Raw genomic sequence first — 22,179 nt, forward strand, 5'->3', positions numbered from 1 at the left:
GTTATGCCTCCACCGGGTGCGGGCTGGCCATCAGGTCTTCGGGGAAATGTTTCATTACACTCTGCACCGGGAACGGCGTCATACCGCCCATCGCACAGAGCGAGCCGTCCACCATGGTTTCACACAGATCTTCCAGCAACTCCAGATTGCTATCACGATTCTCACCGGCTCGGATGCGACCAATCACCTCCACGCCGCGCACTGAGCCAATCCGGCATGGGGTGCATTTGCCGCAGGATTCAACGGCGCAGAACTCCATGGCAAAACTGGCCTGCTCGCCCATATCCACTGTGTCATCAAACACCACCACGCCGCCGTGGCCGATACCGGCACCGAGCTTCGCGAAGGCTTCGTAATCCATCGGTGTATCCCACTGACTTTCAGGCATGTAGGCCATCAGTGGGCCGCCCACCTGCACGGCTTTCATTGGTCGACCGGTAAAGGTGCCGTCACCGAAGTCCTCTAGCACTTTGCGCAGAGTCACGCCAAAGGCCAGCTCAATCAGCCCCCCCTGCTTGATGTTGCCCGCCAGTTGAATGGGCAAGGTGCCCAGTGACCGGCCCATGCCGTAATCGGCGTAGGCTTTGCTACCGTGAGCCAGGATGTATGGCACGGCCGCCAGCGACAGCACGTTGTTCACCACCGTAGGCTGGCCAAAAAGACCTTTTATAGCTGGCAGCGGCGGCTTGGAGCGAACCAGCCCCCGCTTACCCTCCAGACTTTCCAGCAGTGAGGTTTCCTCGCCGCAAATATAGGCACCTGCGCCTAACCGCACTTCCAGGCGAAAGGTGCGGCCATTGCCACACACGTTATCCCCCAGATAGCCCTGTGCCTCGGCCCGGTGAATGGCCTCGTCCAGCATCCTCTTGGACAGCAGATATTCCGAGCGCACGTAAATAAAACCGAGAGTTGCACCTACCGCCAGCCCGGCGATGGTCATGCCTTCAATCAGCATGTAAGGGTCGCATTCCATCACCAGGCGGTCGGCAAAAGTACCGGAATCGCCTTCGTCGGCGTTGCACACAACATATTTTTGCTGGTTATGCGGTTCGTCGAGTACGGTTTGCCATTTGATCCCCGCCGGGAATGCGGCACCGCCACGGCCTCTTAAGCCGGACGCTTTTACTTCATCCACAATCCCCTGGGGCGTCAGCGCCGCAGCTTTCTTCAAGCCGGCAAATCCGCCGTGGGCGATGTAGTCTTCAATGCAGACCGGGTCGGTAATACCAATGCGGGCGAAGGTAAGACGTTGCTGTTGCTGAAGATAGGGGTGCTGGGCAATATCACCCAGGTACAGAGAATGATCCGGGCTCCCCTCAAACAAGCCGGCGGCCACCAATTCTTCCACATGCTCTGGTTTCACGGGGCCATATGCTACGCGACCATAAGGCGTTCGCACTTCCACCAAAGGCTCGAGCCAGAAAAGTCCGCGTGAACCGTTGCGCACCAGATTGATATCGAGATGTTGCGCTGCCGCCGCATACAGCAGTTCTTTTGCCACTTGGTCTGCCCCAAGAGAAAGTGCAGTGGTATCGCAGGGCACATAAATTGTTATTGTCATGGGATTCGCTCCTGCCTTTACTTTAGCTTAAGGACTGACGTTGTCAGTTTGTCGGCCAGCTCATCGAATGACTGCGGGGTTACCCGGCCAATGATTTCATCGTTCAGCCGAATGGACGGGCCACAGGCACAATTGCCCAGGCAATACACCGGCTCCAGTGTGAATTCGTTATCAGCAGTGGTTTGGTGGTAGCCCACGCCCAGCTTCTCCTGTACGTGGCGCTCAAGTGTGCGACCGCCACGGGCCTGACAGGCTTCAGCACGACATACTTCCAGGATGTTGCTGCCTGCCGGGCGGGTACGGAAATGATGATAGAAACTGATAACTCCGTGAATATCGGCACGGGTTTGCTGCAGCATTTCAGCAATGATAGGTACAGCACCGTCGGGCACGTAGCCGATGCGGTTCTGTATAGCATGCAAAATGGGTAGAAGTGCGCCTGGCTCGTGCTGCAGGGCCGCGACGTCCTGGCGGACCATGTCAGGGTTCCAGTCATCGGCAAGAGGCACCGTTTTATGGCCAGTTCTTTCTGACATATGCATAACTGTTCCTACCTGTTTTTATTTTGATACAGTATCAAAACTCTCAACTACGCCAAATTAGCACTCAAGGCTCAGGTACGGAATATGAACAGACATGCATAACAAGAAACTGAACATATCTCCGGCCTGGGTATTCCGTACCGATACGGACGAACTTTTCGAGCCAGTTCTTTTCCGCCTGCTGGCGAGCATTCGCGATACCAGTAAGCTAACCGTTGCTGCCGCCGCAGTCGGTATTTCCTACAGGCACGCCTGGAATCTGCTCAACCGTGCTGCCGATATTCTGGGGATGCCATTGGTTATTATGCGCAAAGGCCACGGCAGCCAGCTTTCTGCCTTGGGTGAGAAACTGCTTTGGGCCGAGCACCGGGTAAGCGCGCGGCTTGGCCCACAAATTGACAGTATGGCGGCGGAGCTCAATGATCAGATTCAGCAATTATTGGCAGGCTCCAAACCCACCCTGCGCCTGCATGCAAGCCACGGGTACGCGGTTGCACTGCTGCCGGAGTTCTCGGAGCAGGCAAACATCAACCTGCAGTACCGGAACCCGGAAGAAGCGCTTTCTGCCCTGAATCGCGGAGAATGTGATATTGCCAGCTTTCACTTGCCCACCTGCCCATCACTTGCCCGACAGATTATCAGACACTATAAAAAGCACCTGTATGGCCATGAGCACCGCCTTATCCGCTTTGTCACCCGGCGTGAAGGTTTGATGATGCGCAAAGGCGAACATGAGAACATCCGCACTTTGCAGGATTTGAGCACTTCCGGACTCAGCTTTATCAGCCGCGACCGTCACTCCGGCACCCGGATTCTCTTTGATCTTTTGTTGAAGCAACAAGAGGTAGCCGGGGATAGCATCAACCGCACATCCCAGCAAGAGTTCACCCACACGGCGATTGCAGCCTTCGTAGCTTCGGGAATGGCGGAAGTTGGTTTTGGGGTGCAGGCTGCTGCCGAGCAGTTCGGCCTGAACTTTATTGAAATGGCAGAGGAGCACTACATGCTGATCTATCGTCAGGATCGACTGCCACGTGCTGCACTTGAAGAGTTGAAAGCGCTAATGAAAACTCCGGCACTGATCGATCGCATCAACAGCGTGCCGGGCTATGACCCCGACAGCCCGGGCGAGATCACCACGTTTGATGCACTTCCTGGCAGAGCTTAGAAACCTTCAAGCCGGGGCGGTCTCGTCAAGCAAGTTTCGGCCGGACTTCCAGGCTCCATCACTTATATCGTTGGTAATGGCCTCCTCCAGAGCAATAACATCACGGGTCGATAAGGCCGCCAGAATCTCTTTATGGCGATCAACCTCATAGTTTTCTGCAACCGTCGTAAGGATCTGCCGCTGAAAAGGACCAAGCTGCAGCCAGATGCTTTCAATGATCGGCATCGAAGCCTGGGCCGGATTAACCGTGTACAGGGTGCGATGGAAATCCTGGTTCAATAAAGTCAGTTGATCCAGGTCTCTTTCGGAAACGAACCCGTCCATCCTGTCATCTATTTCCGTCAGCTTTTCTATGACGACATCCGATATGAAGGGCAGTGCGCGCTTGGCTGTATGGACCTCAATTGCAATGCGCAGTGCAATCAGCTCTTCAAAGCGGTCAGAGGTCATCAAAGGCACGGTCATGCGGCGGTTGTCCTTGACCTGTATCGCATGTTCCGAGCTGAGTCGCCGCACGGCCTCACGCACAGGAGTTGGGCTGAGCCCCAGGCAGTCGGCCAACCCTCGCATCGTCAGCGAAGTGCCGGGCTCAATTGCGCCCAGCATAATCGCGTTACGCAAGCGCTCGTAAACGTATTCCTGCGTGGTCGTGCCGGATACCGCCGGGATATCAGGAATGTTGAGTTCGCCGTTACTGATCATCAGGCCGCCCCGGAATTGAATGAAAGGTATAGATTATCAAAATAGATTGACACATTTAATCTAATGATATAAAAATCCGAAAAATGATATCACATTTTTTCGAAAGGTATCGCAAGGTGACCCATGTCTGATGATAATAAGGCCGAAACCTGGCTGGCACAGCATCCCGAGATTGATTCCATTTTTGCCTGTGTGTGTGACCTGAACGGCACCATGCGCGGCAAGCGTGTGCCTGCCGATCAACTGGCCAAGGTTATAGACGGCGGGCTACGGATGCCCTTGTCGATCGTAGGCATGGATATCTGGGGCGAGGATGTCGAAAACAATGAACTCGTTTTCGAGACTGGCGATTCCGATGGATTATGCGACTTTACCGGCCGCCCGTTGATGCCAATCACCTGGACCAGTCGTCCGACTGCCCTCGCTATGCTGTGGTTGCGACAGGAGGACGGCTCTCCGTTTCCCGGCGATCCGCGCCGGGCCCTCGCACGCGTTGCAGACCAATACAAGGCGCGGGGTCTGACCCCTGTCGTGGCCACCGAGCTGGAATTTTATCTGGTTGATCCAACGGAGGATTATCCACAAGCGCCATGCTCCCCGGTTACCGGCAAGCGGCTTGAATCTGACGGAGCACTGTCACTGGACGAGTTGCAGCATTTCGATGAATTTCTGAATGATGTTTACGATGCCTGCGAATTGCAGGGCATTCCCGCAGATGCAGCTATCTCGGAAAACGGAGCCGGCCAGTTCGAGATCAACATGCGCCATGTCGCCGACCCCTTGCGTGCGGCCGACGATGCTGTGCTGTTCAAACGACTTGTACGTGGCATTGCCCGCAAGCACGGGTTTGCAGCCACCTTCATGGCAAAGCCCTATGGCGCTCTATCTGGTAGCGGTTTTCACGTGCACTTCTCATTGATTGATGAAAACGGCGCAAACGTATTCGATAACGGTAGCGATGAAGGCTCACCGCTAATGCTGAACGCGGTGGCCGGAATGCTGGCCACAATGCAGCAGAACACTCTCACATTTGCGCCGCATGAAAATTCTTATCGCCGCCTCCTCCCAGGCGCTCATGCGCCGACCAATGTTGCCTGGGGCTACGAAAACCGGACGGCGGCAATCCGCATTCCCGGCGGTGCTGCTAGCGCACGACGCATAGAGCATCGCGTTGCTGGCGCCGATGCCAACCCTTACCTTGTACTGACCAGCATTCTTGGCGGCGCGCTGTTCGGTATCGAAAACAATCTGCAGCCAGCTGCACCCATCACCGGGAACGCCTATGCGATGAAGCTGGACAACCTGCCGCTGGATTGGGCGACAGCCATCGACGCCTTTAAAAAAGGAGCAGAGGTGCCGGGCATCTTTTCCAACCGCCTGCAAACAATGCTGGTTGAATGCAAGATGCAGGAGTTGCGCACGTTTGCCCGCCATGTGACCAATTTTGAATATCACAGTTACCTGGAGATCGTGTGATGGGCTCCCGAAGTCACCCATATTCTGGCGACGGCAACCACACCAAAAGTTACTACGCAGCCTCAGCAAATCCTTCGCCAGAGCGACCGGAACTGGTCGGTGATCACCACATCGACATCTGTATCGTCGGTGCTGGCTATAGTGGGCTCTCCACAGGCCTGCACCTCGTGGAGAAAGGCTACAAGGTAGCTATCATTGAGGGCGCGCGGGTCGGATGGGGTGCCTCGGGGCGCAACGGTGGCCAGATCGTCAACGGGCTGAACGCCAGCCTGCAGACCATCAAAAAACGCTATGGCCAGGACACGGCCACATTCGTCGCCGGCCTTGTGCAGGAAGGTGGTGAGATAATCCGCGAGCGAATCAGCACTTACAACATTCAATGCGACCTGAAAGACAAGAATATTTTTACGGGCCTGACCAGCGCCCACATGAAAGAGCTGGAAGAGCGAATGAAGCTTTGGGCCAGCTATGGATTGAAAAACCAGGAGATGCTCGACAGGGATCAACTGCGAAAATACGTCAATTCTGACCTTTACACAGGCGGGATGATCGACCATTCCGGCGGCCATATGCATCCATTGAACCTTGCCCTGGGTGAAGCGGCGGCTTTTGAGCGCAACGGTGGCATAATTTATGAGATGTCTGCAGTCACTGACGTTGATCACAAGGTGACGCAACCTGTTGTAAGAACTGCCAGAGGCTCGATGACCTGCAAGACACTGATTCTGTGCGGCAACGCTTATCTGGGTCATGTGGTGCCGACACTCACCCCGAGGGTAATGCCAGTATCAACGCAGGTGATGGCAACAGAACCCCTGGGCGAGGCGCGGGCCCGAGAATTGATCCCCTCGGATGCTTGCGTCGAAGATATCCGTTACATCCTAGATTACTATCGCCTGTCCGGCGACAAGCGCATGCTATTCGGCGGAGGTACCGTTTATGGTGGCGCCGATCCCAGCAACATCAAAGCCAAGTTGCAACGCAATATGGACAAGGTATTTCCCCAACTCAAAGGGATCAAAATCGACTACGCCTGGAGTGGTAATTTCGCTCTTTCGTTCAGCCGGGTACCGCAGATGGGGAGAATCGGCGGCAATACCTATTTCGCGCATGGCTACAGTGGCCATGGTGTGACCGGATCACACACCTTCGGCCGCATTCTGGCAGAGGCCGTTCACGGCGACATGACACGGTTCGACGTGTTTGCCAGGGTGCCCTGGTATCCGTTCCCCGGCGGACGCATGTTCCGCGTTCCCTATTCGGTTATGGGCTCCTGGTGGTACTCCCTGCGCGACAAAATGGGAATGTAATAGAAGAATAATTATTAAAAAAGAGACAGCACTGCCAGAAAACGTGAGCCAGTGCTGCGAACGCATACCACTGAAATTGAAACACTAAAGAGAAAAGTCACGGTTTGACACATTAACCATTTAGCCTGCCAACCATTTGATCTAAATGTGGTTTACGTTGATACTGGAAGATGTAGAACATTCAGTATGGAGCGGGTGATGGGAATCGAACCCACGTATGCAGCTTGGGAAGCTGCCGTTCTACCATTGAACTACACCCGCCGGAAGGCGTGAATACCCGCGCAATATAAGCGCTTCTGCCGGTTCCCGGCAAGCACTCTCTTTTGGAGCTCTGATGGACCCAATGCTCACCCTTGTAGGTGCTCTGATGCTTGTTATCAGCATCGTTCTGAGCCCGCTTTCCAGCCGGGTCGGGATGCCGGTGCTGCTTATTTTTCTGGCGGTGGGCATGATGATGGGCAAAGACGGTCCGGGCGGCATTGAGTTCGATGATTTCCAGCTTTCGTTTCTGGTCGCCAACCTGGCCCTTGGCGTTATCCTGCTTGATGGTGGCATGCGAACCCGGGCAGAAACCTTTCGTGTAGGCCTCAAGCCCGCCCTGGTACTGGCAACCGTTGGTGTCGCCTTCACCGCCATGGGAGCCGCATTCGTCGCGTGGTTGGTCTTCGACCTTAACTGGATGACAGCCCTGCTCATTGGCGCCATTATTTCATCAACCGACGCGGCCGCCGTGTTTTCGCTGTTGCAGGGGCGCGGCCTGCACCTCAATGAACGCGTCAGTGCCACGCTGGAAATCGAGTCCGGCAGTAACGACCCCATGGCGATTTTTCTCACGCTGATGATGGTGACGGTGATTGCCAGTAGTGGTGACCACGCCATACAGGATTCACTGCTACTGTTGTTCAAGCAGTTCAGCATCGGCGGCGTTGGCGGCATCATTGGCGGTTTCCTGATTGCCGAGTTGGCCAATCGCATTCGCCTGACGCCATCGCTGTACCCTCTACTTGTGGTGGCCGCCGGCATTCTGGTGTTCTCAGCCACCAACGCACTAGGCGGTAGCGGATTCCTGGCCATCTACCTGTGCGGTGTTGTGATCGGCAATCGCAAGGTACGTATGATGCCAATGATCCTCCAGGTACACGATGGCCTGGCGTGGCTCGCACAGCTCTGTCTGTTCCTGATACTTGGTCTGCTCGTTAACCCATCGGACCTGCTCCCTCTGGCTGGAAGCGGTTTTATACTGGCGCTGGCGCTGATTTTTGTGATCCGGCCGTTAACCGTTATGCTCACTGTCTGGCCATTCGGGTTCAATCGCCGCGAACTTGGCTTTATCAGCTGGGTCGGGCTCCGGGGGGCTGTGCCCATTGTTCTGGCGCTGTTCCCGATTATTGCCGACCTGCCCGAGGCTCAGCTGGTCTTTCATGCTGCGTTCTTTATCGTTCTGGTGTCTCTACTGGTTCAAGGCACCACGCTCACACCGCTCGCACGCGCCCTACGCCTGGAAATCCCGGCGGACGGAGAGCCGTACCGCCGCCTACCACTGGACGCACCTGCAGCAGGCGACCACGAGTTAATGCTGTTTCCGTTGCGGGGCGAAAACTGGGAAACACCAAGAGTGTTGGGCCAGCTCCGCTTTCCGGAAAACACTGCTGTTGCCGGCGTGTTCCGTAACCGGGTCTGCCTGCAACCCAAGGCAGATCTGGAAGTATCCAGTGGAGACATGGTCGCCATGTTTGCCACTCCCAGCGTTCTGAAAGAGCTGGCCAAATCGCTGAGCGGTCGCCACACACCAAAGTATCTCGCTGAGCGAGCCTTTTTCGGGGATTTTGTGCTGAACGGGGATGCGCTGCTTGGGGATGTGGAACAGGTTTATGGCATAGAGTTCGATGAATTCCCGCCAGAGTTGTCGCTGGCAGAGTGCTTCGCACGACGTACCAAAGGCCACCCGGTTATTGGCGACACTGTGGTTCTGGGGCCAGTGACTCTTGTAGCCAGAGCTACTGAAACCGACCAGGTCACCAAGGTTGGCTTGAAAATGGACAAGTCACAAAATGCCTGACAGCAGCATCGGATAGCTATAAAAGTTAACAAAACCCCTTAACAGCTGGCCTTTCGGTTATGTTATAAAAGCCCTGAACAAAGATTAATCATTGGTAAGTTAGGGTTATGGCTATTCTCCGTTTATTGGTTTCATCGTTACTGGCTCTATTTGTTGTGGCAAGTCTTCCGGCCTTCGGGTCTGAACTTCTGGCCAGAGCAGACTCCCGTATGCCGACGCTGAACGATTCGCCAGGCGAGTCTCTGATCGTTAACAGAGTTTTGGTGAAAAAAGGTCAACGCCGTCTTTTTTTGATGAACGGAGAAGAAATAATCCGGAGTTACCGCATATCATTGGGTGATAATCCGGAAGGGCACAAGCTCTTTGAAGGTGACGAACGCACCCCGGAAGGCGATTACACGCTGGACTGGCGGAATTCCGGCAGCGATTTCTATAAATCCATTCACATTTCATACCCCAGCGTAAAAGATCGTGAAATGGCTGAAAACTGGGGGCTGAACCCAGGTGGCAGCATTATGATTCACGGCCTACCCAATGGCGCGGAAGACATGGCATTTGCTTACACAGGCCTGGACTGGACCAACGGCTGCATTGCAGTAAATAACCAGGAAATGGACGAAATCTGGCAATTGGTCAACGACGGAACCCCCATTCGCATCCTCCCCTGATGAATTCTCCATGGCACAAGAATTAAGTTGTTGTCATAACCTCAGAAAATTTACGTATACTTAGTTAACATTTCGTCTCAGAGTGTTTTACACTGTTTCTCGACTCCGGTAGTCAACGCCTATCGGGCCGAAACTGACACGAAGTCGTCTGAACTGACTTTCGGATCAACAGGAAATAACTCGACCAAAAAGGGGATTTACAATGCGTAAACTGACGATCGCCGGAATCGCACTGGCTACTGCTCTGACTGCAGGTTGTGCAACTACTGACCAGGGCGCTCTTGACGAAGCCAATGCAACCGCCAGCTCTGCAGAGATGACTGCAGACAAGGCAATGAACACCGCTAACAGCGCTGCCAGCTCTGCTCGCTCCGCTCAGCAAACTGCTGATCAGGCTCTGGCCGCGGCAAAAGCAGCTCAAAAAGCTGCTGACGAAGCTAACGAGCGCGCCAAGCGTATGCTCGACCGTGCAAGCATGAAGTAAGACTTCAGCTTAAGCACTGCGAAAAAGGCCGGGAATCCCGGCCTTTTTTTATGCTTCAACGTCGCTTCGTATTCCTTTCCCGCAACATCAGAAATACAGCTTCTGCTCAGGCTTTTCCGATGCAACAGGCTGGCTGTCTTCTGACGTTTTATCAGCCGCCAGGCGGGCAACCTGCTCACCGACCATGGCGGGAATTCCGTCAGCCTGGTCTACGGCAAGCTCTATAGCTCTGCGCTGAACCTCCACACCCGGATGCTTCTTGCGGAAGGCTTCTACTTCAAGGGTAACTTCACGCCAAAGGCGGTCGCGATCCTGCTTGCTGTATTCTTCATGGGGGCGATGAACTTCAAGCCAGACTTCACCACCGGACAACCCCATTTTTACCGGATCATTTACGATTTGAACCGAAGTGCCCTTATTTACCTGATACACGAAACGGGATATGTCTTCGTTGTACATTCGGAAACAACCGTGACTGACAGGCATGCCTACGCCAAAAAGCTTGTTGGTGCCGTGGATCAGGTAACCCTTCTCACTCAATAAAAGAGCATGGGTGCCCAGTGGGTTTTCGGGGCCGGGCGGTATCATTCGGGGCAGAAAGTCTCCCGAGGCTTCATATTCTGCACGAATGCTGGCGGGGGGATACCACGCAGGTGATTCCAACGGCATGGTAACTTTTGCGTCGGTCAGGGGAGACGGGTTCTCGGCGGACCCGACACCAACCGGATAGACCTGCACGCCATCCTCGGTGAAATAGTAAAGCCGATACTCCGCGAGGTTGATAACAATACCTTCTCTGCGGGCCTCCGGGAGAACGTATTGGCGCGGTAATGTAATCGTGGTGCCTTCTCCCGGAAGCCATGGGTCCACGCCGGGGTTTGCTTTGACCAGCTCCAGATAACCCAGCGCCAGCTGGCTGCCAACTTCGGCAAACGTGTCTTCGTAGCGGGTGGTGAACACACCCAGCTGACCGGCCAGATCACCGTTAACGTTAAATGTTGGCACCCGGGGGCTGCGATCCGACGCCTTTGCAGAATCCGGTTTTTCAGGAGTGCTGCGCTGCCCAGCGGCCCAAGCGGGCTGGAAAGTCAGGGCGCCGGCCAACAGCATCAGTAGTGAATACGTTTTAAATCCCATAAATCCCATTCCAGAAAAACCTGCTTATCAACGTGCAATGACAGCAGCCACTCTCAAGAGTTCCAGAGCACCGATGCAAGGGTCACTGCGGCCATGACCGCGAACAGCACGCTCGCACAAATTCGCGCTGTCGCCAGTGGCATGCGATCCATTAGCCACTGACCCGCCATAATAACCGGTATATTGGCCAGCAACATCCCCACAGTTGTACCGATGATAACCCAGATCGTTTCAGTAAATCGGGCAGCCAGTACAACGGTCGCTACCTGGGTCTTGTCACCGATCTCTGCCAGGAAAAACATGACGGTTGTCGCCATAAAGGCGCCCATACCCAGAAACCGCGAGTCATCGTTATCGTCCTTGTCGGGAATCAGAAGCCACAGCGCAATCAACACAAAACTCACTGCCAGAATCCAGGGTAACCAGGCTTCGGGAATCCACGCAGCGACCCAGGCGCCCAACCAGGCAGACAACGCATGATTGAGAATCGTCGCAACCAGAATACCCATGATAATGGCCATTCGCCGGGAGTAACGGGCAACGAGAAAGAGCGAGAGTAACTGGGTCTTGTCGCCAATTTCAGCAATGGCGACGGCTATGGTGGAGGTGACAAAAGCATCCATGGATCAGTCCGGTGGGATAGTCGTAAAAACTGCACTTTACACGCGCATTCGCCAAACCGGAATGGCTGCAACAGCGACAAATGCGGCAACAAGCCACCAGGCCGAATGGAAAGCGCCAATAGTAGGCACACCATCACTGTGCTCACCAAATTCGATAGTCAGCGCGACAATATTCACACCAAATGCACCACCGAGCTGCCGGGTAAAGTTGATAATACTGGAGCCTGCGCCCAGTTCTTCCGGCTCGAGAGGATTGAGCGCACCAGTAGTCAGCGCTGGTAACATGAAACCAATACCTACACGCCCAAGCATGGCCCAGACCACCAACCAGCCAAAGGCCAGCGTCAGGCCAGATAGGGCAAACAGCACCGCTGACATCGCGAAAACCACGATGCCGAAAATAACCAGCTTTCGGGCACTTTCCCTGTCTGCCAGGCGGCCTGCCAGCGGAAACGTCATACCCAGAACAATGCCTGCAGGCAGCATCAACAGGCCCGCCTCTGTGGCGCTAAATTCCAGGGCAGTCTGAACATACAGGGGGATCAGATAGGTGGAGCCAAATAATGCCAGCCCGAGGGCCATAGCCCCCATGTTGGCGAATAGGAAAGAGGGTTTACGTATCAGGGCAAGATTGAGCAGAGGAAACTCTATTGTCTGCTGACGCCGCACGAACATGAGCAAAAACATCAGGGCCGCCAGGCCTTCAATTACAATACGGGCTTCTTGACCCGCCAGACTCTGCACTCGATTCAAAGTGTCGAGGCTCAGGCCTATGGTGGCTCCCAATAAAACCAGCCCCTTCAGGTCAAACCGGTAAGGCGATGGGCGGGAAGCAGGCGTTGGCAGGAACCGCAACGCCATGAATACGCCGAGAAAGGTGACAGGCGCTGGCGCAAACATCACATAACGCCAGTCCAGCTGATCCACCAGAAAACCACCAAGCACTGGCCCCAGTGCCGGCGCCAGCACTATGCCCATGCCGTAGATGCCCATGATCCGGCCACGCTGTTCCCGGGGGAAAATCCGGAACACCAGATACATGCCCATCGGCTGCATCACGCCAGCCATGGCACCCTGCCCAACACGGGCCGCAATCAGGTGTTCCGGCGAGCTCGCAAAGCCTCCCGCCAATGAAATCAGCGTAAAGACCGCCATGGCAAACGCCAGAGTCTTACGCACTCCGAAATGGTCAAGCAACCAGGAGGAAGCAAGCATGGTCGTGGTCATGGCAGCAATAAAACCTGTTGCCAGCCAGTGCACCTGCCCCTGCCCAATACCGAACTCCACCATGATATCGTGCAGCGCAACGTTCACCACTGTGGCACTCAGAACCGTCGCGATGGTTCCCAGCATAACCGTAACGAGCGCAAACCACCGCCACTGAGGTCCGTATCGGGCGGTCAGGCTGGCAACAGAATTATCTCTCAAGGATCACTTCTGCTTTTCAGCGTTATCCAGAATTTTGTGGAACACTTTCAACGCGCTCTCAATATCGTCCAGGCTGATACCGTCAAGCATTTCGTCTCGCAGCACATTGGCCCGTGCGGTCAGAACTTCCATAAACTCGCGGCCCGGGTCAGTGAGATGCAGGCGGCGGGCCCGACGATCATTCGGACAGGCGCGGCGCTCTATCAGTTTCTGTTCTTCCAGGCTGTCGAGCAGCCGTACAAGCGTGGGGTTCTCTATAGCCATCAGGCTCGCCAGCTCACGCTGGGTAAGACCTTCGCCGCCCTCCTGAAGGTAAACCATCGTAGTCCAGCGGGCCTGAGTGACACCCAGATCTTTCAGGCGTTCATCCAGCAATTTGCGCCAGCGCCGAGTCACCCGGGCAACAGCAAAAGGGAACTGATCTTTCATGGCAGTACTCCATTCCGAGGCCGGAGTCGCACATTTCTGGCACTCCGACAAAATGCTTACATTATGGGAAAGCTACCAATAGTAAGCTAACCATTAACATAAAAACAGATATGAAAACAAAACAGAATCGGGAAAAACCGAAAGCCAGGATGGCACCCTTGCTTCAGCCCGTGTGCCGTAAGGACTCTTCGTTCATTTCCTCAGCTTCGGGAGATTCATGAAATTCCGTGTTCCGCGGATCCAGCTCGGCCAGAACAGGGGATGTTTCGGGCATAGCTGGCACATAGTGCTCCTGATCCACTACGGCTACATCTTCAGTGTAGGTAATACGAAGAGACGTAATTACAGCAAGCACCAGCAGGAACGCGGCATTTCCCAGGAACAGTCCTTTGGGCCCCATGAGATTAATCAGCTCAGCCATCGCGATGGGGCCAATAACGCTGCCCACGCCGTAGCTAAGTAACAGGGTGGCACTGGCCGCTACGATACGCGTGCTTTCCATGCGGTCGTTGGTTATAGCAACAGATATCGGGTAGATCATTGCCGAGAGGCCAGTAAATACGCCCACCAGGAGCATGAGCAGCGGAAGGTTTCCAGCACCCGAGAAACTGACAGCAACGGCCGCGAGAGCGGCAGCAGATACCACCCAGAACATCACACGACGGCGATCAAAGCGGTCGCACAACCGGCCGAGCGGCCAGGCGAGCAGCATGGCTGCAATAATGGCACTGGCCATAAACGTTGAGGTCTTCGCGACATCCAACCCCATCAGGGTCGCGTAGACTGGCCCCAGCGCATAGAAGCCACCAATCAGGATGCCACAGATCACGGCGCCGGAGACGCCGGTAAACGACTCCCGGGCGAGCGTGAAAAACGAGATGCGCTGGACCTGCTCAATGGTCGGTGCCTCCATCCGGGTCAGAGATAGGGGGATCAACGCCAGCGCCAGCAAAATCGCAGCGAGGGAATAGGGCATGAAGTTAGCTGGATCGCCCACATTAACGATAAGCTGGCCGCCAGCCGCGGAAAGATAAAAAACGATCTGGTAGACAGCAAAAAGCGCTCCACGGTTGGTGTTGCTGGCACGGCTGGAGAACCAGCTTTCGATGACAACCAGTACTCCGGCAATACTGAACCCCGAAAGCACCCTGAGAAACGCCCAGAACTCGGCGGAAATAGCCATGGGGTACATGAGCGCTGTCACAGCTGCCACCGCCGCAAATACCGCAAAAGCGCGTATGTGACCAACCCGGCCAATAATGTGGTGTACGTATAGAGTGCCCAGAACAAAGCCTATGGAATAGCACACCAGGACCCACCCGATGGTGTCCGGTGAAACCGATTCAATACTCAGACGAATGCCTAACAGGGTCATAAGAAACGCATTTCCGCTGACCAGCAGGACAATACTCAGAAGGAGAGCAGACAGGGAGGTGACCATTCGGGTCATTGCAACAACTCCGGGCTTTGCGGGCCGGATTCATGGGGCTGAAAGGCAGAGCTGCAGCAAGATCCGGGATATCGATATCAACGTATTAAAGCAGTACATTAGAGGTGTGACTACTACGCACTTCCCGAAGCCCGGGAACAGGCACGAAACCGCCAAACGCGCTTGTGACGCGGTTTCACAATGTTTCACATTAATGTGCCGTAACAGACCCGCTGCATCATAGAAGGTAATATTACGGTTAGCTATTCAATAAACCCGTGAGCGCCTGGTTATGAAAAAAACGGACTGGCCCATTCGATGGGATTTGCTGCTTCGCTACCGACTTATTGAAACCATTGCCCTGTGGGAAGGTCGCCTGACCACCAACCACATTTGTCACAGCTTTGGTATCGGCCGGCAGCAGGCATCCAAGGATATAAACACTTACCTGCGCGAACTGGCTCCGGGCAATCTTGTTTATGATCGCCACCTCAAAGGCTACGTGCCTGCAGAGCGTTACCGTCCCGTTGTTACCCGGGGACATGTCAGCGAATATCAGGACCTGCTCGCGCGGCAGCAGAGCCTCAGTAGTACCTTCGAGGACCTGGATATAGGTCTGCCGGACAGCACCGTTGTTTACAGCCCTAACCGGGTTATAGCCCCCGCAACCATGCGCGCAGTCGTAGCTGCCACTCGCCATGGCCGCCAGCTCAGGGCGAGCTATGCATCCCTGAGCCGCCCCGAAGCCGTAGAGGGTATCCTCGAGCCGCACACGCTGGTATGTACGGGCAACAACTGGCACCTGCGTGCCTGGTGTGATTCCAATCGTGAGTTCCGGGATTTCGCTCTCAGCCGCTTCCACGCTGCACCCTCAGCATTGCGACAAAAGGCCAAGCATACCAGTGTGCAAGATGACGACTGGAACCGTAGCGTCACAATGTCGATCTCACCCGATCACCGCCTGACGGAAGCCCAGCAAAAAATCATTGCCATGGATTACGGCATGGAGAATGGCCATCTGGATATCAACACTCGCGCGGCTCTTGCCCCCTATGTATTGTCACGCCTCGGAATTACGCTCGACAATCATCATCCCGACCCGCTGATACAGCAACTTGAACTGACTAATCCTGATCAGCTCGGGTTTGGCAGCAAGCGCGAACGCGCTCTGAAAGCCTCCGCAGGCCTCAGATAAGCTGGCCAGTGTGATCGCAGGTTCACGGTCTGTTGCACTTTTTCTTGCACTGCTGCTGACTGCTTCAGAGGGCCTGGCCGCGAATGCCTGCGGAAAACCTGCGACACCTGTTTCTAAGATTCAGGGGCGGGGTGACGCTTCTCCGTTGGTTGGTGACCGGGTTACGGTAGAAGGCATACTTACTTTTGATGCCCGCGCTGAGGGCGGGTTTGGCGGTTTTTATCTGCAACAGGCTGACGACGAAACCGACGCTAACCCGGAAACCTCTGAAGCCTTGTTTGTACATACCCGCAATAACACGGGGGCACCCGGTGAGCGCTTACGCGTTACTGGCACGGTAAAAGAGTTCCATGGCCTGACGGAGCTGACCGACATCGGAACCATCACATCCTGTGGTTCGGAACCTCTCCCGAAAGCACAGACTCTGACGTTACTTTGGCCGGACGCCCTGGAGTCACTCGAAAACATGCGGGTCCACGTGGCCCAGCCGTTAACAATTATCGATTCCTGGAACCTGGCACGTTACGGCGAACTCACGCTGGCGGCTGGCGATCAAATCATTCCCACGGAATACCTTGAGCCTGGACCACAAGCCACACAGATTGCCAGCCGGAACAAACAGCAGAGGGTGCTGCTGGACGACGCACGCAGCGTTCGCCACCCGAACCCGATACCCTGGCCACCCGGCGGCCCGGGTGGCGAGCAAACTGCCCGCAGCGGCGATAAAGTCCGGAATATCTCGGGCATCCTTGATTACCGCTTCGGAGCCTGGCGAATACAACCGAAAGAACCACCAATTTTCGAATCCTCGAATTCGAGGCCCCCAGCACCAGCCCGCCCGGCCGAGCCTCATGTCCGAATCATGGCCATGAACCTGGAGAATTATTTTAATGGCGACGGTGAAGGCGGGGGCTTCCCAACACAGCGTGGTGCACCAACAGCTCTGGCTTACGAGGCGCAACACAGGCGGCTGATAGATGCCCTGCGGCGACCAGACCCGGATATTCTGGCGATCACTGAGCTGGAAAACGACGGCTATAGTAAGACCAGTGCGATAGCTCAGCTGGCTAAGGCTCTCGGCCCGGAATGGGCTTTTGTTATGACTCCGGGTAAAGATGGCCACGACCAGATACGCACCGCTCTTCTTTACCGCAGTGACCGCATCGTGACCGAAACAGATCCGGAGCGCCTGAACAGCGGCCCGTTCAGCAACAAAGGGCGCCCGCCGCTGGTACAGACTTTCCGGCCCGAAGGCCAGCGCCTTGCTATTCAAGTGGTAGTGCCACATTTGAAATCAAAGTCCTGCAAGGGTGCAACCGGTGCCAACCGGGACAGGAACGATGGACAGGGGTGCTATGCCGGACGTCGCACAGAAGCAGCTTATGCGCTTACAGAATGGCTTGACCGGCTGCCGCAGGTTCCCGACCTGGCAGGTACTCTGATCACAGGCGACCTCAACAGCTATTTTCAGGAAGATCCGCTAAAAGCTTTGCAGCAGGCAGGGTTCACCAGCATGGTGCACCATTTCCACCCATGCAAGGCACAGCAGTGTGCCCATTACACCTACCGCTACAAGGGTGAAAAAGGTTCGCTGGACTATTCCCTGGCCTCAGCCTCACTCAAACCCCGGGTTCTCGGCGCCAGAACCTGGGCTATCAATGCCGACGAGCCACCGCAATTGGGGTATAAACACAACCCGCCAGGCACTGCCGCGTCGCCTTGGCGCTCCTCTGATCACAATCCGGTTATTACCGATATCCAGCTCTGAGCCAGCCTCCAGACTCTTGAATTCCCTGCTCGAAGTTTTGCCCTGCTCTGACCAATTGGCCTCTCGTGCCTATTGACGCGTCACTAGAGTCATGGGGGCGTAGCGCCGCAAAGGTCATAATCAACTCCAATAGTCACCACGTCATATAACAAGAACAGCTTGGAACAAGGACTCCTATGCGTATCGCTGCCTCAATTGCCCAGGACCTGGGTATGCCGGCCATCTACCTGCATATACTGGCCGAACTGCTGAATACCATCGGACTCGACGAGCGCGACCTGCTGCTGCGGGTCGGCCTGGATCCGGTTCAGCTGAAATCTGCGGATCTCCGGGTAAGCCAGGCCCAGGCCAGTGAATTTGTTACCCGAGCCATTATAGAAAGCCGCGAACCCGGCCTGGGCATCATGCTCGCAAGCAAGCTCAAGCTTCCATTGCACGGCGTCTTGGGCGTTGCTGTGATGAGCAGCCGGACACTGCAGGACGCGCTGGATCTGATGACCCGGTATCTGACTTTAAGGGCTCCGCACCTGAGCGTGAGCCGCCGCGAGTGCGGCACGGACATACACTACACCATCCGGAGTGATGGCGAGCCGGGCCCTTTGCAGAAGCTGGTTATGGACGCAATGCTGTTCGGATGCGCCTTCATGGGTCAGCAGCTCACCGGCACGACCGCAAAAGGGTCGAGAATTCTCAGAAAGGGTCCTGAGCCCGCCTATTTTTATCGCTTCCGACAGTCGATCGTTATGCCGGTTAATTATGACGCTCAGGTTGACGCGTTGGTGATCCCCGTCGCAGCCCTCTCAGCGCCTATCCGATTCAGTGATGACCAGCTTGCAGAATCGTCACGAGTCCAGTGTGAGAACGCGCTTGAACAACTGACCGCAGATGCAGGCTTCGAGTGCCGGGTGCGACGGGTGATTGAAACCAGTTACCCCTTCCCGCCAAAGCTGGCGCGGGTAGCCGCCACTCTTTTTGTTTCAGAACGCACTTTGAAGCGCCGGCTCCAGGAAGAAAACGCCAGTTTTCAGAGCCTTGTAGATCAGGTGCGGCTGGACCGGGCCAGGGAGCTGCTGACCGGCACCGGGATGAATCTGAACCGGATTGCTGACGTTTTAGGCTACGCAGATGCAGCAAATTTTACCCGGGCGTTCAAGCGCTGGACAGGCAGCAGCCCGAGTTACTACAGAGTCGCAGCCGCATAATCAGTCAATGCCGATGATTTTGTGCATCTGCAAGGTAAGGCGCCAGCGTGGGTGCGCCAGGCAGTAGTCGGTGGCCCTGCGGGTATTGCTCTGCTTGACCGGGTCTGTGCCCTTGTCAGGAGCTGACGGGGAAGCCATGGGCGAGAGAAAAAAATGCCTGGCATTTATGTGCGTAAACCTGTCCGGCATGGCCTTGGGCTGAGGATATACCAGCTTCAGCTCGTCGCAGGCTTCAATCACCACAGGTGCATCCGCCTTCGGACTCACGCACAGCCAGTCGATGCCGGCGGGCGCGGGCAGAGTGCCGTTGGTCTCCACTCCCACTTCGAACCCCCGTTGATGAAAAGCATCAATCAGGCTTTCGTCCAGCTGCAACAAGGGCTCCCCACCGGTACAAACCACGTAGGGCACTCCCGGAGCATTCGGCCAGAGGTTATTAATATGACTCGCCAGAGCTTCCGCGGTCTCGAAAGCTCCTCCATTCTGGCCGTCCGTGCCCACAAAGTCCGTGTCACAAAAGTTACAGACCGCCGTTGCCCGGTCTTTCTCCCGGCCCGTCCACAGATTGCATTTGCTGAAGCGACAGAATACTGCAGCCCGGCCAGCTTGAGCGCCCTCACCCTGCAAGGTATAGAAAGCTTCTTTGACCTTGTACATCAGCGCCCCGTCTCATAGGCCAGCGGATCCGGAATGTCGTTTTCGGCGAAGGCTTCCAGGCGCTCCACGCAAGAGCCACAAAGCCCGCAAGCCTTTTCACGCCCGTTGTAACAGGTCCAGGTGTTGGCGTAGTCCAGGCCAAGCTTCACACCCTCTGCAAGAATGTCACCTTTACTCATATGCATGAACGGCGCTTCGATGCCCACAGGCTCATAGTTTGCAACACGGCACACTGCATCCATCTTTTCTACGAATTCTGGCCGGCAGTCGGGATATATCGCGTGATCGCCGCCGTGGGCGCCATACCACACTGCACCGGCATCCACGGTTACGGCGTAGCCGGTGGCCAGAGAAAGCAGGATCATGTTGCGGTTCGGCACGACCGTGGCTTTCATGTTCTCTTCTTCGTAGTGACCTTCGGGTATGTCTTCGTCGGATGTTAATGCGGAACCGGACATGACCTCGCTCATGGCACGAATATCGATAACCTTGTGAGGGATACCGAGATCGGCACAAACAGAGCGGGCAACATCGAGTTCACGGACATGACGCTGACCATAATTGAAGGACAACGCATGGACTCGCAACCCACGGGCGCGCGCTCGATGAAGCAAAGTAAAAGAGTCCATTCCTCCGGAATAGATTACAACCACGGCGTCAGTCATTCGGGCTCCTGGTTAAGGGATAATTGGGTCTGTAAAGACCAGGTAACAGAGTAGTGGTATTGTAGCAGCGCGAGGGCAGGTAAACTGACCCTAAAGCAACCTGACAATCAGACTTCCAATGACTACTGAACTGCGCCCCGCATTTATTGACTTCGAAGCATCAAGTCTTGACCTGATCGCAAGCTACCCGATCGAGGTCGGCGTTTGCATGCCCGATAGCTCACTGCATAGCTGGCTGATTGCGCCCCATATATTATGGAAGGACTGGTCTGAAAGTGCAGAACAGATTCACGGCATTCCGAGGTCTCGATTATCGGCGGAGGGCAGTGGTGTAGTGCAAGTCGCTCATAACCTCAACCGATTACTGTCCGGGAATGTGTTCTGTGACGCATGGACGTTTGACAGCTTCTGGCTCTACCGGCTGTTCCGGGCTGCCGGCGTGGAGCCCGGATTTCAGCTGGAATCCGTCGCTGTACTACTTGATTCCCAGCAGATCAAGGAGTGGCCATCTGCGCGCCAAAAGGTCATTTCTGCCCTGGGCCTGCCCGTTCATCGGGCAGCAAACGATGCTCTGATTCTGCGAAGAACCTGGGAGTATGTCAGTGCTTCAGAGCGCGTGTTCTGAGAGCCACGATCTCCAGGCCATCCCTTAGGGTGTTTAGCGTCCAGTAAGTGACAAGCGCCATCAACCCGGCACCAAGAACGGTAAAAGCAAGATCATCGCCAACGATCTGGCCGTTCGCCAACAGCATGTATATGGCCAGCGCAGCGATCAAAACGATTTCTACAGCAAAATGGATGCGGAACTTATTGCGGGCAAATCCGAATTCGTCGGACATTTTCTTAGGTTTCAACCTCTGGGTATATATCAGTTTGAGTGATTGATTAGTGTACAAAGTATCCCTCAAACAACCCCGGATATCTGTAAGAGTTAGTGGCTACGGACTTTCCACTACCCAAAAAAAACGCAGCCCTGAAGGCTGCGTATAAAGGAGAGATCCATTAATTACCTGCCTGACAGGCAACCTGGATAGCACAACGTAAAAACACGTGACAAATGCATTATGAGCATACTTCCTGCATGCGTCTGTACGCGTTTGCCGAAGCGCCGGACCTATTGCAAACACTGGGCTAATGGATACACTATTCGTTCGAATTAAACAGCAAAACCGACTATGACCCGAATGACTCCTACACACATGATGAACGCCGTAGAAGCTTGCCTTGAAGGGCAGTGCATGCGTGCGCAGGTAAAGAGCATCTAGCGGCTTTCGGTCAGTTCCCGGGAGCCTTTGCAGCGACCGGGTCAGCATCTCCGCAGAACCCCGGTTGCCCTCGGCTCCGGGGTTTTGTTTTTGCCGTCGCAACACGACAAGGAGATCACCATGAGAAGACAAACGACAGCGCGTGCAGCCAACCAGCCCACAAACACACGGCCAGGGCCCATCCGTCGTCCGGAAAAGCTGCCGTTGTTGGATGCTATCTGCAAAAAGCTGAACCAGCGCGTTAATCTTGATGACGAGCAAAGGGTGCTTGGAGTCTATGAGCGGGGCTGGATCTTCAACGGCGTGCTGGCGACGCTCGGGGCTGCAGAAGCCCGCTACGTTCGCGCTTTGGCTACTCGCCACAATTCCTGGATCGCGCGCCAGGTGGCCTAGTCTGCTCAGGGCAGAATA

Annotated in this window: 22 protein-coding genes and 1 tRNA gene; 11 read left to right on the top strand and 12 right to left on the bottom strand. The window is 55.2% G+C overall.

Annotated elements, in window-relative coordinates; all coding sequences use genetic code 11:
• Position 1: 1 nt before the first annotated feature.
• Both Q4606_RS13165 and Q4606_RS13170 read right to left on the bottom strand, forming a co-directional pair.
• A complete protein-coding gene (locus Q4606_RS13165) occupies positions 2-1,561 on the bottom strand; it encodes an NADH-quinone oxidoreductase subunit NuoF (RefSeq protein WP_303595352.1) in 1,560 nt (519 codons plus the stop codon).
• 17 nt (positions 1,562-1,578) lie between these two features.
• Positions 1,579-2,097 (bottom strand): formate dehydrogenase subunit gamma, encoded by a 519-nt coding sequence (locus Q4606_RS13170; RefSeq protein ID WP_303607813.1) that lies wholly within the window; start codon positions 2,095-2,097, stop codon positions 1,579-1,581.
• 100 nt (positions 2,098-2,197) lie between these two features.
• Between Q4606_RS13170 and Q4606_RS13175 the strand changes: the two genes are divergently transcribed.
• Entirely contained in the window at positions 2,198-3,271 is a 1,074-nt protein-coding gene (locus Q4606_RS13175) for a substrate-binding domain-containing protein (RefSeq protein WP_303595347.1), read from the top strand.
• A gap of 6 nt (positions 3,272-3,277) precedes the next feature.
• On the opposite strand, the gene Q4606_RS13180 is transcribed toward Q4606_RS13175, so the two are convergent.
• A complete protein-coding gene (locus Q4606_RS13180; RefSeq protein ID WP_303595346.1) occupies positions 3,278-3,973 on the bottom strand; it encodes a GntR family transcriptional regulator in 696 nt (231 codons plus the stop codon).
• Positions 3,974-4,096: 123 nt separating this feature from the next.
• Between Q4606_RS13180 and Q4606_RS13185 the strand changes: the two genes are divergently transcribed.
• Both Q4606_RS13185 and Q4606_RS13190 read left to right on the top strand, forming a co-directional pair.
• A complete protein-coding gene (locus Q4606_RS13185) occupies positions 4,097-5,449 on the top strand; it encodes a glutamine synthetase family protein (RefSeq protein ID WP_303595345.1) in 1,353 nt (450 codons plus the stop codon).
• Positions 5,449-6,759 (top strand): FAD-binding oxidoreductase, encoded by a 1,311-nt coding sequence (locus Q4606_RS13190; RefSeq protein WP_303607814.1) that lies wholly within the window; start codon positions 5,449-5,451, stop codon positions 6,757-6,759. Before Q4606_RS13185 ends, Q4606_RS13190 begins: the two co-directional genes overlap by 1 nt.
• A 187-nt stretch (positions 6,760-6,946) precedes the next feature.
• Here the strand turns inward: Q4606_RS13190 and Q4606_RS13195 are convergent.
• Positions 6,947-7,020, bottom strand: a tRNA-Gly gene (locus Q4606_RS13195).
• A gap of 73 nt (positions 7,021-7,093) precedes the next feature.
• Between Q4606_RS13195 and Q4606_RS13200 the strand changes: the two genes are divergently transcribed.
• The 3 genes from Q4606_RS13200 to Q4606_RS13210 all read left to right on the top strand — a co-directional run bounded on the left by Q4606_RS13200 (position 7,094) and on the right by Q4606_RS13210 (position 9,970).
• Entirely contained in the window at positions 7,094-8,818 is a 1,725-nt protein-coding gene (locus Q4606_RS13200; RefSeq protein WP_303607815.1) for a potassium/proton antiporter, read from the top strand.
• A 107-nt stretch (positions 8,819-8,925) separates the two neighbouring features.
• The gene (locus tag Q4606_RS13205) at positions 8,926-9,486 is read left to right on the top strand and encodes a murein L,D-transpeptidase family protein (RefSeq protein ID WP_303607816.1); all 561 of its coding nucleotides are present in this window, start codon (positions 8,926-8,928) and stop codon (positions 9,484-9,486) included.
• Between the two features lie 202 nt (positions 9,487-9,688).
• Complete coding sequence (locus Q4606_RS13210; protein WP_303595339.1) at positions 9,689-9,970, top strand: Lpp/OprI family alanine-zipper lipoprotein; 282 nt, start codon at positions 9,689-9,691, stop codon at positions 9,968-9,970.
• 87 nt (positions 9,971-10,057) lie between these two features.
• Here Q4606_RS13210 and Q4606_RS13215 read toward each other — a convergent pair whose 3' ends face one another.
• The 5 genes from Q4606_RS13215 to Q4606_RS13235 all read right to left on the bottom strand — a co-directional run bounded on the left by Q4606_RS13215 (position 10,058) and on the right by Q4606_RS13235 (position 15,037).
• Entirely contained in the window at positions 10,058-11,107 is a 1,050-nt protein-coding gene (locus Q4606_RS13215) for a L,D-transpeptidase family protein (protein ID WP_303595338.1), read from the bottom strand.
• Between the two features lie 53 nt (positions 11,108-11,160).
• On the bottom strand, positions 11,161-11,730 hold the full coding sequence (locus Q4606_RS13220) for a TMEM165/GDT1 family protein (RefSeq protein ID WP_303595337.1): 570 nt from the start codon (positions 11,728-11,730) through the stop codon (positions 11,161-11,163).
• Positions 11,731-11,766: 36 nt separating this feature from the next.
• Positions 11,767-13,158: a DHA2 family efflux MFS transporter permease subunit gene (locus Q4606_RS13225; protein WP_303607817.1), complete on the bottom strand. Its 1,392-nt coding sequence runs from the start codon at positions 13,156-13,158 to the stop codon at positions 11,767-11,769.
• Between the two features lie 3 nt (positions 13,159-13,161).
• Entirely contained in the window at positions 13,162-13,587 is a 426-nt protein-coding gene (locus Q4606_RS13230) for a MarR family transcriptional regulator (protein WP_303595335.1), read from the bottom strand.
• A 163-nt stretch (positions 13,588-13,750) separates the two neighbouring features.
• Positions 13,751-15,037: an MFS transporter gene (locus tag Q4606_RS13235; protein ID WP_303607818.1), complete on the bottom strand. Its 1,287-nt coding sequence runs from the start codon at positions 15,035-15,037 to the stop codon at positions 13,751-13,753.
• A 271-nt stretch (positions 15,038-15,308) separates the two neighbouring features.
• Between Q4606_RS13235 and Q4606_RS13240 the strand changes: the two genes are divergently transcribed.
• The 3 genes from Q4606_RS13240 (at position 15,309) to Q4606_RS13250 (ending at position 19,181) form a co-directional block, all read left to right on the top strand.
• The gene (locus tag Q4606_RS13240) at positions 15,309-16,211 is read left to right on the top strand and encodes a YafY family protein (protein ID WP_303595333.1); all 903 of its coding nucleotides are present in this window, start codon (positions 15,309-15,311) and stop codon (positions 16,209-16,211) included.
• A 10-nt stretch (positions 16,212-16,221) separates the two neighbouring features.
• On the top strand, positions 16,222-17,979 hold the full coding sequence (locus Q4606_RS13245; protein ID WP_303607819.1) for an ExeM/NucH family extracellular endonuclease: 1,758 nt from the start codon (positions 16,222-16,224) through the stop codon (positions 17,977-17,979).
• A gap of 176 nt (positions 17,980-18,155) precedes the next feature.
• Positions 18,156-19,181, top strand: coding sequence for an AraC family transcriptional regulator (locus Q4606_RS13250; RefSeq protein WP_303607820.1), 1,026 nt, complete (start codon positions 18,156-18,158; stop codon positions 19,179-19,181).
• On the opposite strand, the gene queE is transcribed toward Q4606_RS13250, so the two are convergent.
• Together queE and queC are read right to left on the bottom strand one after the other, a co-directional pair.
• On the bottom strand, positions 19,182-19,838 hold the full coding sequence (queE, locus tag Q4606_RS13255; RefSeq protein ID WP_303607821.1) for a 7-carboxy-7-deazaguanine synthase: 657 nt from the start codon (positions 19,836-19,838) through the stop codon (positions 19,182-19,184).
• The gene (gene queC, locus Q4606_RS13260; protein WP_303595329.1) at positions 19,838-20,503 is read right to left on the bottom strand and encodes a 7-cyano-7-deazaguanine synthase QueC; all 666 of its coding nucleotides are present in this window, start codon (positions 20,501-20,503) and stop codon (positions 19,838-19,840) included. Before queC ends, queE begins: the two co-directional genes overlap by 1 nt.
• Positions 20,504-20,621: 118 nt before the next feature.
• Here queC and Q4606_RS13265 point away from each other — a divergent pair, with 118 nt between their 5' ends.
• On the top strand, positions 20,622-21,128 hold the full coding sequence (locus Q4606_RS13265) for a hypothetical protein (protein WP_303595328.1): 507 nt from the start codon (positions 20,622-20,624) through the stop codon (positions 21,126-21,128).
• On the opposite strand, the gene Q4606_RS13270 is transcribed toward Q4606_RS13265, so the two are convergent.
• Positions 21,103-21,342, bottom strand: a complete 240-nt coding sequence (locus Q4606_RS13270; RefSeq protein ID WP_303595327.1) for a hypothetical protein — start codon at positions 21,340-21,342, stop codon at positions 21,103-21,105. The two genes, Q4606_RS13265 and Q4606_RS13270, sit on opposite strands and share 26 nt — an antisense overlap.
• Before the next feature lie 546 nt (positions 21,343-21,888).
• Between Q4606_RS13270 and Q4606_RS13275 the strand changes: the two genes are divergently transcribed.
• Positions 21,889-22,161 carry a hypothetical protein gene (locus Q4606_RS13275; protein ID WP_303595326.1) on the top strand — a complete coding sequence of 91 codons (273 nt, stop codon included), beginning with the start codon at positions 21,889-21,891 and terminating at the stop codon, positions 22,159-22,161.
• Positions 22,162-22,179 lie beyond the last annotated feature (18 nt).

The organism is Marinobacter sp. 1_MG-2023 (genome assembly GCF_030549045.1).
Taxonomy (GTDB): domain Bacteria; phylum Pseudomonadota; class Gammaproteobacteria; order Pseudomonadales; family Oleiphilaceae; genus Marinobacter.